This window comes from Mesorhizobium sp. M1C.F.Ca.ET.210.01.1.1 (genome assembly GCF_004791585.1).
Lineage (GTDB): Bacteria > Pseudomonadota > Alphaproteobacteria > Rhizobiales > Rhizobiaceae > Mesorhizobium.
In genome coordinates this window covers 40,441-55,740 of sequence record NZ_SRUU01000029.1, presented here as the reverse complement: position 1 = coordinate 55,740, position 15,300 = coordinate 40,441, and the positions used below count along the sequence as shown (strand labels likewise).

The 15,300-nt window shown below is 65.3% G+C and carries 10 protein-coding genes and 1 pseudogene; 2 read left to right on the top strand and 9 right to left on the bottom strand.

Annotated elements, in window-relative coordinates; translation table 11 throughout:
- Positions 1 to 15 precede the first annotated feature (15 nt).
- Both EN853_RS25960 and EN853_RS25955 read right to left on the bottom strand, forming a co-directional pair.
- Positions 16 to 1,500, bottom strand: a complete 1,485-nt coding sequence (locus EN853_RS25960) for an FGGY family carbohydrate kinase (RefSeq protein WP_127862023.1) — start codon at positions 1,498 to 1,500, stop codon at positions 16 to 18.
- Positions 1,501 to 1,623: 123 nt separating this feature from the next.
- Positions 1,624 to 2,946, bottom strand: coding sequence for a homoserine dehydrogenase (locus EN853_RS25955; protein ID WP_127862022.1), 1,323 nt, complete (start codon positions 2,944 to 2,946; stop codon positions 1,624 to 1,626).
- A 370-nt stretch (positions 2,947 to 3,316) separates the two neighbouring features.
- On the opposite strand from EN853_RS25955, the pseudogene EN853_RS25945 reads away from it, so the two are divergent.
- A pseudogene (locus tag EN853_RS25945) lies at positions 3,317 to 4,433 on the top strand (IS110 family transposase).
- A gap of 260 nt (positions 4,434 to 4,693) precedes the next feature.
- Here EN853_RS25945 and EN853_RS25940 read toward each other — a convergent pair.
- Positions 4,694 to 5,584 (bottom strand): DUF427 domain-containing protein, encoded by an 891-nt coding sequence (locus tag EN853_RS25940; protein WP_127862021.1) that lies wholly within the window; start codon positions 5,582 to 5,584, stop codon positions 4,694 to 4,696.
- 2 nt (positions 5,585 to 5,586) lie between these two features.
- Positions 5,587 to 7,242, bottom strand: a complete 1,656-nt coding sequence (locus EN853_RS25935) for an ABC transporter substrate-binding protein (protein ID WP_127862020.1) — start codon at positions 7,240 to 7,242, stop codon at positions 5,587 to 5,589.
- 126 nt (positions 7,243 to 7,368) lie between these two features.
- On the opposite strand from EN853_RS25935, the gene EN853_RS25930 reads away from it, so the two are divergent.
- The gene (locus EN853_RS25930) at positions 7,369 to 8,277 is read left to right on the top strand and encodes a LysR family transcriptional regulator (RefSeq protein ID WP_127862019.1); all 909 of its coding nucleotides are present in this window, start codon (positions 7,369 to 7,371) and stop codon (positions 8,275 to 8,277) included.
- Between the two features lie 6 nt (positions 8,278 to 8,283).
- Here the strand turns inward: EN853_RS25930 and EN853_RS25925 are convergent, their stop codons facing one another.
- From EN853_RS25925 to EN853_RS25905, 5 genes are all read right to left on the bottom strand, one after another.
- Positions 8,284 to 10,305, bottom strand: coding sequence for an ABC transporter ATP-binding protein (locus tag EN853_RS25925; protein WP_167524598.1), 2,022 nt, complete (start codon positions 10,303 to 10,305; stop codon positions 8,284 to 8,286).
- Positions 10,298 to 11,173, bottom strand: coding sequence for an ABC transporter permease (locus EN853_RS25920; protein ID WP_127862017.1), 876 nt, complete (start codon positions 11,171 to 11,173; stop codon positions 10,298 to 10,300). Before EN853_RS25920 ends, EN853_RS25925 begins: the two co-directional genes overlap by 8 nt.
- Positions 11,170 to 12,129 carry an ABC transporter permease gene (locus EN853_RS25915; RefSeq protein WP_189343910.1) on the bottom strand — a complete coding sequence of 320 codons (960 nt, stop codon included), beginning with the start codon at positions 12,127 to 12,129 and terminating at the stop codon, positions 11,170 to 11,172. Before EN853_RS25915 ends, EN853_RS25920 begins: the two co-directional genes overlap by 4 nt.
- A gap of 62 nt (positions 12,130 to 12,191) precedes the next feature.
- Positions 12,192 to 13,856 carry an ABC transporter substrate-binding protein gene (locus EN853_RS25910; RefSeq protein ID WP_127862016.1) on the bottom strand — a complete coding sequence of 555 codons (1,665 nt, stop codon included), beginning with the start codon at positions 13,854 to 13,856 and terminating at the stop codon, positions 12,192 to 12,194.
- 257 nt (positions 13,857 to 14,113) lie between these two features.
- Complete coding sequence (locus tag EN853_RS25905; protein WP_127862015.1) at positions 14,114 to 15,298, bottom strand: mandelate racemase/muconate lactonizing enzyme family protein; 1,185 nt, start codon at positions 15,296 to 15,298, stop codon at positions 14,114 to 14,116.
- Between the last annotated feature and the right edge of the window lie 2 nt (positions 15,299 to 15,300).

Here is a 15,300-nt window from a genome sequence, read left to right as displayed (position 1 = left end):
CGGTTCACACAGGTTTCAGCCCGCGCCCAGCCGCGCGTGGATGTCGCGCGTCGCGTGGTAGAGGTCGCGGTAGATTTCCTTGCGGGCGCGATAGGTCGGCACCATTGCCTCGACGGGATCGACCTGCCGTGCCGGTTCTGCCGCCATCGCCTTGGCCGCCTCTTGCGGCGAAGCGAACCAGCCGATTGCCGAGGCCGCCAGCATGGCGGCGCCAAGCGCCGCCGCCTCGTTGACCGGCGACACCAGGAGCGGCCGTTCCAGCACGCTCGCCAAGATCTGCATCAGCAGCGTCGAATTGGTGCCGCCGCCTGCGGCGATCATCGCGCCGGCCTTGCCGGTCTGCTCCTCCATCGCATCGGTGGCGATCGCCTGCTCCAGCGCAATGCCTTCCAGCACGGCGCGGAAAAGATGTTTTGGCTCATGGTCGAGCGACAGGCCGACGATGGCGCCGCGCGCCGCGCCGTCCCAGTACGGGCTCATGACGCCGGCCCAGTAGGGCATGACGAGCAGCCCATCGCTGCCTGGCGCTACGTCCATCGCCGCCTTCTCCAGCACGGCGGCCGAAGGCGAGCCGGCGGTGCGCACGATCCAGTCGACCAGCTGCATGCCGGAGCGCAGCACCGTTTCCAGCATGAAGCCGGAGCCGGTCGGCGAGACCAGCGTGCGGAACGCGTCCGATGTCGTGACCTTGCCGGAATAATTGCCGCTGACCACGCCCGAGCCCAGCGACAGATAGCTCTTGCCGGCGCCGTAGACGCCCATGCCGAGCCCCATCGCCTGGCCATCGCCGGCGCCGGCGATGACTGGCGTGCCCGCCCTCAGGCCCGTCGCCGATGCGATGCTCTCGGAAAACTCGCCACAGACGCCACCCGGCCCGACCAGCTGGGGCAATTGCTCGGGCCGCAAGCCTGCAGCCTTGACCAGCCCGGGGTGCCAATTGCCGCTAGCGATGTTGAGCAGGCCGAGCGGATCGGCGCTCGCCGTGCTGGTGACCAGACGCCCCGTGAGCCGGCGGACGAAGAAGGCATGCACGTCGACCAGCGCCGCCGCCTGACCGAGCGCCTCCGGCCTGTGCTCCGCCAGCCAGGCCAATGCGTAGAGCGCCGGCGTCGGGTCCGGCGGCTTGCCGCTCCAGTCGCGGATCGCCTCGCGGCCGAGCTCTGCCGAAAGCCTGGCGACTTGCGGGCGGGCCCGCTCGTCCAGCCACAGGATCGCCGGGATGAGTGGTTTGCCGGCACCATCGATCAGCGTGAACGTCTCGCGCTGGTGGGCGATGGAAATCGCCTTGACGCGCGCCGCGCCGACCTTGTCGGCGACCTGCTTCAGCGCCGATAGCAGCGCCGTCCACCAGTGCTCGGCATCCTGCTCGAAATGGCCGGGCGCAGGATTGGACAGCGGATAGGTCTCGCGTGCCTGAAAAAGCTCCGCGCCGTCGCGCGCGAAGGCGATCGCCTTCACGGCCGTCGTCGAGGCGTCGATCCCGATTACGACATCGTCCATCACGCGGGGATCCGGAAGGTTAGTGCATGTCGCGCAAAAGTGTGCGGCGGTTTTGCGAAAACGACATGCATGAAAACAAAGACCTAAAGCGCGTCGCCTGGATCCGTTTCATCGCGGCGCGCTTTAGGCGGCGTTGGTAACGAACCGTCCGTCCGACTGGTCGAGACGACGACGGATCTGGGTTATCACCATCGAATCGTCGGGTACACAATTTTCATAGGTCAGGAAGTCGCCGGCCTTCACCGGCTTCACCACTCTGGCGCGTTCGGCCAGCCCGAGCGGCAGCGCGCCCTTGGCGCGCGCGTCCTCCCAGGTCATGGCGAAGCCGCGATAGTCGTTCTCGCCGATCATGCCGAGCGACTGGCCGGCGCCGAGGTTGGTCTTGGCGACCGCCACCGCCTCGGCGACCGGATGATCGAGCGGCTCCATGTCGGCGCGCTTGTAGACCACAGCGCGCGCCGCCGAGAGCGGCACTTCGAGGCTGGTGAGGTGATAGGGACGGAAGATCGTGAAATAGGGACCCTTGCCGACCTTGAGGTCGATCATGCGCTCCAGCACGCGCGGATGCTTGGTTTCGATGATGCAGAACACGCCGGGCGCCACGCCCTTGCCGATCGAATAGTCTACAACGCCCTTGCGGTGCAGCACGCCGCCATCCTCGCGCGGGCAGAGCACGCTGGCCAGTTCCTCCAGCGTCGCCGTCGGGCCGTGCATGCCGGGCACGTCGGGCACGAGGCCGGTGGCGTTGGCGATCGCCACCATCTCGATCGCCGTCTTCGAGCCATCGACGAACTCGACCAGCATGCGCGCATTCATGTTGCGCTCGGCCGCTTCCTTCTCGTAATCGGCAGGCACCGCGTCGATGTTCAGCGGATTGTTCTTGCCCTTGCCGGCGGCAACTATTGTGAAGCCGAGGCTTTTGGCGAAGCCGATGATCTCCAGCGTGCAGGCGGGCTCGTCGCCGGCGGCACCCGTGTAGATGACGCCGGCCTTGCGCGCCTCCTCTTTCAGGAAACGGCCGATGGTGATGTCGGCCTCGACATTGAGCATGACGATATGCTTGCCGTTCTTCATCACCTCGAGGGCAAACAGCGTGCCGATGTTGGGATTGCCGGTGGCGTCGATGATGACGTCAATGCGGCCGGCCGCGGCGAGCGCATGCAGATCCTCTGTGACGGCGATCTTGCCGGCCTCGATGGCGCGGTCGATGGCCGCCGCATTGGGCGCCTGCACGATGTCGGAACGATCGTGGCCGGCAAGCAGCGCGGCGTCGATTGCTGCCTGCGGCCGCACCTCCGAAATGGCGCCGATGCGCATGCCCGGCATCAGCGCGACCTGCACGACGATATCCGTTCCCATCTGCCCGGCGCCGGCGAGACCGATTGTGATCGGCCCTTGCTTCTCAGCGCGCTGCAGGAGTTCCGCTGCGAATTGCGGATGGGACATGTCGCTTCCTCCACTTGCTAGCGCGCCGAGGCGCCGCGATCGTTGGTTGAACATTCCTATTTCCATTTGAAAAATATTTCAACCGGCATTTCGGCATTACTCGGAGGAATCAATTCGAGGTTGGCCGGACAGCGCCCCCCTCTGTCCTGCCGGACATCTCCCCCACAAGGGCCCACAAGGGGGGGAGATCGGCCATCGCTGCCGTTTCGCTAATTTTCAACGTTGAGGAATGAGCGCATCGCCCAAGCTGCCAATCTCCCCCACAGTGGGGGAGATGTCCGGCAGGACAAAGATCCCATGATGAGTGGTGGACAGCGGCCTGAGGGAGATCAGAGTCGGTTTGCTACCAACCACTCTGAAGGGATTTGCCATGACAGCAGAACCAAACTCGCCCCGAGCCGCTATCCGGGTTGATCTTGGCGCAATATTCGTCTCGTTGGAACTGTCGAAGTCGACGTGGCTGGTGACGTCGCTATCGCCCGGCAGCGAGAAGATGTCGCGTCATTCGGTAGCCGGCGGCGATCTGCCGGCATTGCTGACATGCCTGAGCCTCTTGCGCGAGAAGGCGCGGGCGCGGGAGGGCAGGCTCTATCGCGTGGTTGTCATCCAAGAGGCGGGGCTCGATGGTTTCTGGCTTCACCGCGCGCTCGCGGCGGAATGCTGGATCACCAGCCATGTCGTGGATGCCGCCTCGATCGCGGTGTCGCGCCGGCACCGCCGGGCGAAGACCGACAGCATCGATGGGGAGACACTGGTTCGCACGCTGATGGCGTGGATGCGGGGTGAGCCTCGGGTCTGCGCGATGGTCCGTGTGCCGGCGATTGAGGATGAAGATCGCCGCCGGGTCGGCCGCGAGCGCAAGGCACTGGTTGAGGAGCGTAAGAGACACGTCAACCGGATCAAGGGGCTGCTCTTCACTGTGGGTGTGCGCGGTTATGAGCCTGCGCGTCGCGACCGGCGCGAGCGTTTGGATGACCTGCGCACGGGGGATGGCCGGCCGCTGCCCGCCCATCTCAAGGCGCAGCTGTGCCGTGAGCTCGACCGGCTCGAATTGGTGAACGAGCAGATCAAAGCAGGCGACCGCCCCGCAAGCGATGCTCGAAGAGATCAAGGGCATCGGCGCGGAGTTCGCCAGCACCCTGGCACACGAGGGGCTGTTCCGTCAGTTCGGCAACCGGCGCCAGATTGCAGCCTATGCAGGGCTCGCACCCTCGCCATGGCGAAGCGGCTCGATCGATCGTGAGCAGGGTGTCTCGAAGGCAGGCAATCCGAGGCTGCGCACGACGATGATCCAACTGGCCTGGCTCTGGCTGCGCTATCAGCCGGCCTCGGCCCTGACGCGCTGGTTCCATGAACGGGTCAGCATGAGCGGCGGGCGCAGCAAGAAGGTCGCGATCGTGGCGCTGGCGCGAAAACTGCTCGTCGCCTTGTGGAAATATGTGACCAACGGTGTCGTGATCGAGGGAGCCGTCATGGCCAGGGCCTGAGCAGCCTTTTGATCAACTCAATCCTCGGGGCCTGAGCAGCCCTGACGGATCCAGGCGAACGGACCGAAGCCCCCCATGGCTTCAAGCGCCGCTCCAAAGAATGGTCCCGTTCTCCTGAGCCCAGCCCCCGCACGCGGGATTGTGGTGCAGCCGCCTCCGAGCGGCGACCGGATATGAGGTGGTACAGGTTCATATGAGGGGGGCGCGAAGGAACGCGACGGGTGTCGATTCCTTGCTTCGTTTTCGGGGCGACGTGGAGCTTAGAAATACCCGTCGGACGCCGCAGTCGCTTCCTTGGGGATCTCCACCCCGTCGACCAGGATCTTGTCGACCAGCTCGTGATGGAAGCACACCAGCCCCTTGATGCGCTCGGCCTCGTGCACCGGCTCGGGATAGTACCAGACCAGGTTCTCGTGCCGCTTCTTGGGCGTCGTCACATGGTAGTAGTTGGAGATGCCCTTGTAGGGGCAGCGCGAGATGTAGCGGCTGGGCGAGAACATATCGAGCCGGGTGTCCGAGATCGGCAGATAGTGGCGCACCGGATGGCCGGTCTCGAACAGGAACACGCCGCGCCGTGAATCGGCGACCTGCTCGCCGTCGAGGATCACCTGCACGCGCCGCGACGAGGGCAGGCAGTCGACACGCCGGAACGGGTCGCGGGCATGCACGAAGATCTCCTCGTCCTCCTCCCACCAATGCGTCATCTTCGGCCAGTAGAAGGACATGTAGTCCGCTATCGGCGGGCAACCTTCGACCGGATCGAGGTAGCGCCAGGCGGCATCCTCGACCAGCGTGATGCCGGTGTTCAGCGAGTAATGCGTGGCGGTGCCCTTGAACGGATCCTCCGTCGTCGTCCTGCTCGGCAGCAGGAACTCCTCGCGCACGTCGCTCATCGGGAAGTAGTAGACCGGCAGATGGTCGCTCTCGTAGAACACCAGCGCCCTTGTGGTGTCGGCGACGATCATCGGCCCGACCTGCACGCGCAGCCGCTTGGGCGAGGGCATGGTGAAGGCGACATAGCCCGGCTCGAACTCGTACTGCACGATATTGTCGAGCAGCGGGAAATGCGGCCCGCGGCCGCGCAGATGAGGCTTGCGAATGGCAGTCGTCCTTTTCTCGTCTTTTGCGGCCAGGCTCTTGCGCGCGAGCATGGTCAACCTACCGATACCCGATCGAGCAGCAGCCCGGCGGCGATCGGTGGCAGGCCGCTGACGTTCTTGCGCACCGGCACCAAGAGATCCGGGAAATAGCTGAAGATCACCGGCGTCTCGTCGAGCAGCAGTTTTTGGATGTCGGAGGCAGCCTTGCGCTGCGCGTCGAGGTCGAGCGCCTTCAGGTAGCCGGTGACCAGCCCGTCATAGGCCGTGTTCTTGAAATGCGCCGCGTTCCACGGACCGTCGCTCACCAGTGGACTCTTCAGGAACACGTTCGGCACGCTGCGATGCGCGTAGTCGGTGATGCCGAGCGGGCTGTCCAGCCAGTCCGACTGGCCGAACACGGCCTTGCCGTAATATTTGTCCTGGTCCTCGATGTTGAGCGAAATGCGGGCGCCGATCTCCTTGGCGAAATTCTGGAAAAGCTGCGCGTAGCCGGGGATGTCGGAATAGCGCAGCGTCGTCAGCGTTATGTCGAAGCCGTTCGCTAGGCCTGCAGCTTCCATCAGTTGCTTGGCCTTGGCGATGTCCTGCGTGCGCTGCGCTACCGACTTGTCGGTGGCGGGGAAGGCCGGCGCGAACGGGCTGTCATTGCCGGTCGCCGCCATGCCGCGGCAGAGACCGTCGACCAGCTTGGAGCGGTCGATGCACAGCGCCAGCGCCTGGCGCACCCGCTTGTCGGTGAAGGGCGCCATGTCGCAGCGCATGTGGAGCTGGCGATGCGCGGTGGACGCCACGCGCAGCACCGTGATGTCTGGGTTGCCCAGAACCACCTGGCTGACGTCGAGCGGGATGGCGTCGAGCACGTCGACCTCGCCCGCCTGCAGCGCCAGGATGCGCGGCTGCACGTCGGCGTAGAACTTGAATTCGAGCCGATCGGGAAGGGCCTTCTCGCCCCAGTAGTCGGGGTTGCGCACGAAGCTGGCGCCGACCTTCGGCGTGTAGCTCTCGAGCCGGAACGGTCCGGTACCCTCGAAGGTCTTCTCGTAGTCCCCCTTGTAGCTCGCCGGCAGGATAACGGCGTTGTAGTTGTCGATCGACACCGAATAGGGGAAGCTGCCGTTCGGCGCGTCGAGATGGAACTCGACGGTTTGGTCGTCGACCTTGCGCGTGCCGCCCTTGGACAAGAGGCCCTTGAACACCGACAGCGCGTTGGACGTTCCGTTCGGGTCGGAGAGGCGGTCAAAGGTCGCCACGACGTCGTCGGCCTTAAAATCCTCGCCATTGTGAAATTTCACGCCCTTGCGCAGTTTGAAGGTCCACACGCTCCCGTCCGCGTTTGGCGACCAGCTCTCCGCCAGCACCGGCTTCAGCGTCAGGTCGGGCTGCGTGATGCACAGGAATTCCGCGGTCTGGAAGACAAGCTGGTAGCTGCCGCTGTCGTAGAAGGTGACCGGGTCGATGGCGCCGCCGGGTACGGCAATGCCGGCGCGCACCGTGCCGCCCGGCTTGCCTTCGGCGCGCGCTTGCGGCACGCCGAGTCCGAGCGCCGAAACGATGCCGCCGAGGAAGGGCAGGGAGAGGCCGAGCACGCTGCCGTGGCGCAGGAATTCGCGTCGGCCGATCCTGCCGGCGAGCAATTCGTCGATAGCGGAATTTTCGATTGCGCTGAGATTTCTGCGAGCGGCGTCGATCGTCCTGAAATGCTTTGGCATGGCGGCATTCCTTGGCTGGCGTGGGGGCTTTGCCATCTAGGTCACTGTTGACCACGCCCGAAAAGCGATATTTTTTGATGAGGGCCATCGGAATCTTCGATTGCCGCCGAGCCGAAAGCGAAAGCCATGGATACCGAGAATCTGCGCAGTTTCCTCGAGGTCGCGGAGCATGGCAGCTTCACCGTTGCCGCCCATCGGCTGAACCTGGCCCAGTCCACCGTCAGCGCGCGCATCCGCGGCCTGGAGGAACAGTTGGGGCGCAAGCTGTTCGTCCGCGACAGCGACGGCGTCACGCTGACGCCAGCCGGCCGGCAGTTCCTGCCGCACGCCTCCACGATCACCCGGACCTGGGAGCAATCGCGCCAGGACATCGCCGTTCCCGATGGCTACGAGACGTTGCTCAGGCTGACCGCGCCCGCCTATCTCTGGGACAGCATCACCTCGCCCTGGATCGACTGGATGCGGGCGAAGCGGCCGAACGTGGCATTGCGGCTGGAAGGCAGCTTCCCCGATCTGGCGATCGACCAGATGGCCGAAGGCCTGCTCGACATCTGCATCCTCTATCTGCCCAGGCCGCATCCCGGCATCGTCTATGAGACTCTTGCCGTCGATCAGGTGGTTCTCGTCCAGCACACGGCGCAGGTCGGGCCGTGGACGGACAACTACATCCTGATGGATTGGGGGCTGGAGTTCCGCGTCGAGCATGACCGCGCCTTTGCCGGCATGGTGAAGCCGGCGATCTCGGCCGGGCTGGTGTTCATCGGCCTGCAGCATGTGCTGTCGCAACGGGCGGCCGCCTATCTGCCGCTGAGCGCTGTCAGCGCTCATATTGAGCGCGGCGAACTGCGGCGCGTCGAGGATACGCCGGTGTTCCAGCGCCCGATCTATCTCGCCTATCCGGAGAATCCGGCATCGTCCGATGCCCTCGACGTTGCGCTCACCGGCCTGCGGACGCTCGCCGGGAACCTGTCGAGCGATCAAGCCTTCGCGGAGAGCGACCGCGCCTTCAGCATGGCGGGTGGGGCGGCATTCTGATCGCGATCACGCCGGCTCCACGGCTTTCGGCTTCTGCAGCCTTGCCAGTTCCGCGAAGGGAATATGGCAGCGGATCGTGTGCCCTGGCTCCGCCTCGGCCAGCTCCGGCTCCTGGGTCTCGCAGATGGCGCCGATCTTGCGCGGACAGCGCGTGTGGAAGACGCAACCCGTCGGCGGATTGGCAGCACTTGGGATCTCGCCATCGAGGCGGATGCGCGAGCTCTCCGCCCGGTCGAGTTTCGGCACGGCCGACAACAGCGCTTCCGTGTAGGGGTGGTGCGGCCCGGAGAAGACCGCTTCCGACGGCCCGAACTCCATGATGCGGCCGAGATAGAGCACGGCGATCTTGTCGGAGAGATAGCGCACCACGCCGAGGTCGTGCGAGATGAAGATGTAGCTGACATCCTGCTTCGACTGCAGGTCGGCCAAAAGGTTGAGGATCGCCGCCTGCACCGACACGTCGAGCGCCGAGGTCGGCTCGTCGCAAACGACGATGCGCGGATCGCCGGCGAAGGCGCGCGCGATCGCCACGCGCTGCTTCAGCCCGCCCGAGAGCTGGCGCGGCTTGACCGCGAGATGACGGTCGGTGAGGCGCACCGAACGGACAAGCTCTTCGAGGCGCGTGTCGAGCGTCTTGCCGGTGAGCCCGCCCAGCCGCTTCAAGGCGCGGCTGAGGATGTGCCGGATCGAATGCGAGCGGTTGAGCGCCGAATCCGGATTCTGGAAGACGATCTGCACCGCCTTGACCTGGTCCTCCGAGCGGCTCGCAAGCCGCGGCGCCAGCTGCTTGCCTTCGAGCTCGATGCTGCCGCCCTCGTCCGGCGGCACGAGGCCGAGCAGAAGCCTGGCGAAGGTGGTCTTGCCGCTGCCGGATTCGCCGACCAGGCCGAGCGTCTCGCCGGGCCTGAGGCTGACCGAGACATCCTTCACGGCCCTCAGCGGGCGGCCATGGCTGGCATAGGTCTTGTTGAGCCCCTCGACCTGCAGCACCGGTGGCGCCTGCTTCGGCGCGGTGGCGGGAATCTCGGCAGGCGTCGCGCGCGGCAGCGACTGCGCCTTGTCATGGTAGTGGCAGCGCGACAGCCGGCCGCCTCCAAGATCGTAGAGCGGCGGCGGCTCGCTGCGGCAGCGCTCCGTCGCAAGCGCGCAGCGGTCGGCGAAGGCGCAGCCGACGATATTGGCGCCGATGCCGGGCAGGAAGCCGGGGATCGTGTCGAGGCGGCCCTGGTCCTTGCGCTGGCCGCCGCGCGGCAGGCAGCGCAGCAGCGCCACGGTATAGGGGTGGCGCGGATCGTTGAAGACGTCCTTCGTCGAGCCTTCCTCGACCAGCATGCCGGCATAGAGCACGCCGACACGGTCGCACATCTTGGAGACGACGGCGAGGTTGTGGCTGATGAACAGGATCGAGGCCGACAGCTCGCGCCGCAATTGCGCGATCAGGTCGAGCACTTCGGCTTCCACCGTCGCGTCGAGACCCGTCGTCGGCTCGTCGAGGATCAGCATCGACGGATCGTTGGCCAAGGCCATGGCGATTGCCACGCGCTGCTGCATGCCGCCGGAGAGCTGGTGCGGATAGCGCTGCATCACGCTGGCCGGATCCGAGATCCGCACGAGGTTCAGCATGGCAATGGCCTTGTCGCTCGCCGCCTGTCCAGTGATACCGGCGAGCTCGAAGATCTCGGTCAGCTGGCGGCCGATGCGCAGCGACGGGTTCAGCGCCTTGCCCGGGTCCTGATAGACCATCGACACGCTTTCCGCCCGCGCCCGCCGCAGCGCTTCGCCATCGAGCTTCATCACGTCCTGGCCGTCGAGCGCGATCGAGCCGCCGGTGATCGAGCCGTTGCGCGGCAGGTAGCGCACCACGGCGAGCGCCGCCGTCGACTTGCCGCAGCCGGATTCCCCGACGAGCCCGTAGGCCTCGCCGCGGCCGATGGTGAGGTTGACATTGCGCAGCACCGCCCGGTTGCGGCCGCCAACGCGGTAGGCGACCGAGAGGTCTCGGAGCTCGAGCGCGTTCTTCTCAGTCATTGAACGCTCCATGGACGCCGTCGGCCACCAGGTTGACACCGATCACCAGCGAGGCGATGGCCAGCGCGTCGAACAGCACCGTCCACCAGAAGCCGCCGCCGATCATGCCGTAATTCGAGGAGATCGAGAGGCCCCAGTCGGGGGAGGGCGGCTGGATGCCGAAGCCCATGAACGAGAGCGTCGCGACCGCGAAGATCGCGTAGCCGAGCCGCACCGTCGTCTCGACCAGGATCGGCGGGATGACGTTGGGCAGGATCTCGACGAACATCGTGTGCAGCGCGCCTTCGTGGCGAAGCTTTGCCGCCGCGACATAGTCGAGCTCGCGTTCGGCGAGCACGGCCGAGCGCACGGTGCGGGCGATGATCGGCGCGAAGCTGAGGCCGATGACGACGATGACGGTGATCTTCGAGGTGCCGAGCGCGACGATGGCGAGCAGCGCGATGATCACCACCGGGATCGCCATGAAGGCTTCGAGCACCCGGCTGACGATGTCGTCGACGATGCCGCGGAAATAGCCGATGAGCAGGCCGAGCGCGGTGCCGGCGATGGTCGCCAGGATCGTGGCCAAAGGCGCCACCGTCAGGATGTCGCGCGAGCCGACGATGACGCGCGAGAAGACGTCGCGGCCGATCTGGTCGGTGCCGAACCAGTGCTCGGCCGAAGGCGGGGCGAGCGCGTTGATGATGTCGTCGACGAGCGGGTCGTAAGGCACGAAATGTTCGCCGAACAGCGCGCAGATGATCCAGAACAGGACGATGCCTAGTCCGGTGAGGAAAGTGCCCGACCGCAGCAGCGAATACAGCACTTCGCTCCACGGGCTGCGCCGTGCGGTGTCGGGCGCTGGAATGCTGGCGTCGGTTGCGCTCATTGTTCTGCCCCCAGCCGGATCCGCGGATTGAGCACGGAATAGAGGAAATCGGCGGCGAGTGTGGCCACAGCGTAGACGATGCCGATGGTGAGGATGCCGGCTTCGAGCATCGGGAAATCCTTGCCGCGCGCCGCGGTGAAGATCAGCGAGCCGATGCCCTGGTAGCGGAACAGCGTCTCGATCACGACCAGGCCGCCGATCAGATAGCCGGTCTGCGTGGCAATGACGGTGATGGTCGGCAGAAGCGCGTTGCGCAGCACGTGCCGCCAGATCACCGTGCGCCACGGCAGGCCCTTGAGAACGGCGGTGCGCGTATAGTCGGAATCAAGCGCCTCGATCATGCCGGACCGAGCCATGCGGGCGATGTAGCCGAACAGCACCAGGAACAGCGGCAGCGACGGCAGGATGAGATAATAGAGCTGGGTGAAGAACCCGGCTCCCTTCGGCCAGGCGGCCGCGATCGGCAGCCAGCGCAGCCAGACGCCGAAGATCAGGATCAGGATGATGCCTGTGACGAATTCCGGCAGGACCGTCACCGACAGCCCGCCGAGGCTGATGATGCGGTCGAGCGGCCGGTTGAGGTTGAGCGCGGCGATGACGCCGCCGAGGATGCCGATCGGCACCACCAGCACGAAGGCGACCAGCGCCAGCTTCATCGAATGGCCGAGCGCCTCGACGACGAAGGGCGCGACCGGCGCGCGGAAAATGTAGGACGTGCCCATGTCGCCCTGCAGGAAGTTCCAGATCCAGGTTCCGTATTGCACGAACAGCGGCCGGTCGACGCCCAGCGTGTGGTTGAGTGCCTCGACGGCGCGCTCGTCGGCAAACGGCCCCAATATGGCGCGCCCGACATTGCCGGGCAGCACCTGGCCGCCGAGGAACACCATGACGCTGAGCAGGAACAGCGTGACGAGCGACAGAGCCAGGCGCCGGACGAGGAAGGCGAGGATGGCCATTACTCCTATTGGAGCCGGCTCTCCGTGGAGAGCCGGCTGTCAGGGAAAAAGCTTGTTCGCTCTCAGGCCTTCGCCGCCTTGTCCAGGAACAGCTGCGACATGGCGGTCGGCTGCACGCCGGTCACACCCTTCGCCGTCGCCGTCAGGTAGTCGTAGAAATAGCCGAAGATCACCGGCGTTTCCTCGAGCAGCAGCTTCTGGATCTTGCCGGCGCTGGCCTTCTGCGCCTCGAGGTCGAGGGCCGCGATATAGCTGGTCGCCAGCTGGTCGTAGTCCTTGTTCTTGAAGTGGGCGGCATTCCAGGTGCCGTCGCTCTTCAGCGGCGCCGCGAGATAGACATTCGGCACGCCGCGATGGCCGTAGTCGGTGATGCCCATCACCGAGTCCAGCCAGTTCGACTTGCCGAACACCGCATCGCCGTAATAGGCGCCCTGGTCGAGGATGTTGAGCTCGAGCTCGATGCCGATCTCCTTGACCCAATTCTGGATGAGCTGGGCGTATTCGGGGATTTCCAGATAGCGCTCGGTGGTCAGCGTCACCTTGAAGCCCTTGCCGGCGCCGGCCGCTTCCATCAGCTGCTTGGCCTGCGCGATGTCCTGCTCGCGCTGCGGCACGCTGGTGTCGGTCGACGGATAGGCGCTCGCAAACGGGCTGTCGTTGCCTTCCTGGGCGCGGCCCTTCATCAGGCCGGCGACGAGCTTCTTGCGGTCGATGCTGAGCGCGATTGCCCGGCGCACGCGCGGATCCTTGAACGGATCGGAATCGCAGCGCAGATGCAGTTGCTGGTGTGCCACCGACTTCAGGCTGATGATGTCGACATTCGGATCGTTGAGCAGGCCGACGCCGGCCAGCACCGGCATCTGGTTGATGATGTCGATCTGGCCGCCCTGCAGCGCCAGGATCTGCGGCTGGATGTCGGTGAAGAAGGTGAATTCGGTGCGTTCCGGCAAGGCCTTCTCGCCCCAATAGTCCTCGTTGCGCACGAAGGAAGCGCCGACCTTGGGCGTGTACTTCTCCAGCTTGAACGGCCCCGTGCCGTCGAAGCTCTTCTCATAGTCGCCCTTGTAGCTCGCCGGGATGATCACGGCGTTGTAGTTGTCGGACGACACCATGTAGGGGAAGTTGCCGTTCGGCGCGTCGAGGTGGAATTCGACCGTGTAGTCGTCGACCTTCTTGGTGTTGCCCTTCTGCAGGATGCCGGTGAACACCGACAGCGCGTTGGACGAATTGGCGGGATCGGCAAGGCGGTCGATGCTGGCCACCACGTCCTCGGCCTTCATCTCGCCGCCTGAATGGAATTTCACGCCCTTGCGCAGCGTGAACGTCCACACCGTGCCGTCGGCATTCGGCTTCCAGCTTTCGGCCAGCGCCGGCTTCAGCACCAGGTCCGGACCGTCGATGCAGAGGAATTCGGCCACCTGCTGCATCACCAGCAGGCCGCCGGCGTCGGCGATGGTGACCGGGTCGATCGCCGCGGCCGGCACGCTGCTGCCGACGCGGATGGTGGCGCCGGGCGCCGCTTGAGCGCGGGCAAGCGATGGCGCGGCGCCGAAACCCGCGGCCATGCCGATGCGGCCGAGAAGCGGCAACGACAGGCCGAGCAGGCTGCCGTGGCGCACGAAATCGCGGCGGCTGACGCGGCCGTCGATAAGGCCATCGATGAGGTGGTTTTCGAGCGGCGTGCGGTTGCGCCGGATGAGATCGAGAATGCGGTAGTTCTTGCTCATGGGTCTAAGCCCTTCCCCAGTTCTTGTGGTTGGCGAGTGCGTTCCGGTCGACGAGTTCCGTGGAGTTCTCCTGTCCCGGCCATCGTCAGGAATTTCGGTCGAACGAACTTTAGCATGCAGTCTGGTCCGATCCATCCGCTCTTGGATGCGGGAAAATCAGATTTTCTTGATGCATGCCATCTCCGGTCTTGCGGTCCGATTGAAATCGCGGCCGCTTCTTCTACTCGGTCTGATGCCTCCTTTCCTTTGGCGGTCTCCTAGTTCAACGGCAGTCGGCGGTATGTGCCCGGCTTTTCCGGGTCGTGGTATTTGTTGCAGGGTCCGTTCTCGACGAAATCGCGATGACAGGCGGCGAGCCTGTCACGCGACAAGGTGATGCCGAGGCCATGGCCTTCCGGCACCGGCACGGTGTTGTTCTTCGGCGCGAACGGCCCTTCCTCGATGACGTCCGTCGGCCACATGCGGAAAAGCGACTGGTTGGGCTCCCTGATCCAGCCGAGCGCTGCGCAAAGATGCAGGTAGCAGGCGCTGCCGATGCCGGTGTCGCCGCTGTAGCACCAGTAGTCGATGCCGGCATGTTCGCAGGCCCCAACGAAGCGCAGCAAGCGGCCGATGCCGCCATGCGCCGTCGGGTTGCCGACGAAGGCATCCGGCACCTTGAGATCCATGGCGCGCGCGATGTCGATGTTGTGGGTCGAGAACGGGATCGAGGTGTGGCGGCGGAGCTCCCGCATCTCCTCGATCGTCGCCACCGGATTCTCCCAGTTGCGGACGCCCAACTCTTCCAGCGGCCGCGCCAGTTGCCTGGCGGTGGCGAGCGAATAGGCCTGGTTGGAATCGATGCGGATCATCGCATCGTCGCCGAGCTTGTCTCGGATCAGCTCGACCATCCTCAGCGAGACCTTCGGATCCTGCGTCGAGAACTTGCCTTCGAAGAAGGTCGTGCCGTGCCGCTCGTGGAGTTCGACGCAGTAATCGGCGACCGCTTCCGGCGTTTTTTCGCCCTTCACCTTCGCCCCGTCGCCGCGTAGCGAGAAATAATCGGTGAAGGGGATTTCCTTGCGCACCGCGCCGCCGAGCAACTGATAGAGCGGCTGCTTCCAGGCCTTGCCACGCAGGTCCCACAGCGCCATTTCGACGGCGCCGAAGGCCATGATGCGGGTGCGATCGTTGATCGACTGCACGCCGGTCCAGAAGGGCAGGCAGACATGCTCGGCGCCGGCGATGTCGAAGGCGTCATGGCCGGCTAGCCGGGGCGCCAGCGCGTCGTTGATGATCGCAGCGGCCGCTGGTGTCGGCGCTTCGCCGACGCCGACGAGCCCGTCCTCGGTCTCGACCTCGACAATGGTCGGCGAGAAGCCGTCGAGTTCGCCGAACACCCAGACGTAAGGCGCTTCCAGCCTGTAGTTGATCGGCGTTGCCTTGATGCGCCGGATCTTCATTG

Excerpts from the sequence above, each read along its gene's own strand:
- EN853_RS25960 (WP_127862023.1), bottom strand. The coding sequence starts at position 1,500 with ATGGACGATGTCGTAATCGGGATCGACGCCTCGACGACGGCCGTGAAG.
- EN853_RS25955 (WP_127862022.1), bottom strand. The coding sequence starts at position 2,946 with ATGTCCCATCCGCAATTCGCAGCGGAACTCCTGCAGCGCGCTGAGAAG.
- EN853_RS25940 (WP_127862021.1), bottom strand. The coding sequence starts at position 5,584 with ATGCTCGCGCGCAAGAGCCTGGCCGCAAAAGACGAGAAAAGGACGACT.
- EN853_RS25935 (WP_127862020.1), bottom strand. The coding sequence starts at position 7,242 with ATGCCAAAGCATTTCAGGACGATCGACGCCGCTCGCAGAAATCTCAGC.
- EN853_RS25930 (WP_127862019.1), top strand. The coding sequence starts at position 7,369 with ATGGATACCGAGAATCTGCGCAGTTTCCTCGAGGTCGCGGAGCATGGC.
- EN853_RS25925 (WP_167524598.1), bottom strand. The coding sequence starts at position 10,305 with ATGACTGAGAAGAACGCGCTCGAGCTCCGAGACCTCTCGGTCGCCTAC.
- EN853_RS25920 (WP_127862017.1), bottom strand. The coding sequence starts at position 11,173 with ATGAGCGCAACCGACGCCAGCATTCCAGCGCCCGACACCGCACGGCGC.
- EN853_RS25915 (WP_189343910.1), bottom strand. The coding sequence starts at position 12,129 with ATGGCCATCCTCGCCTTCCTCGTCCGGCGCCTGGCTCTGTCGCTCGTC.
- EN853_RS25910 (WP_127862016.1), bottom strand. The coding sequence starts at position 13,856 with ATGAGCAAGAACTACCGCATTCTCGATCTCATCCGGCGCAACCGCACG.
- EN853_RS25905 (WP_127862015.1), bottom strand. The coding sequence starts at position 15,298 with ATGAAGATCCGGCGCATCAAGGCAACGCCGATCAACTACAGGCTGGAA.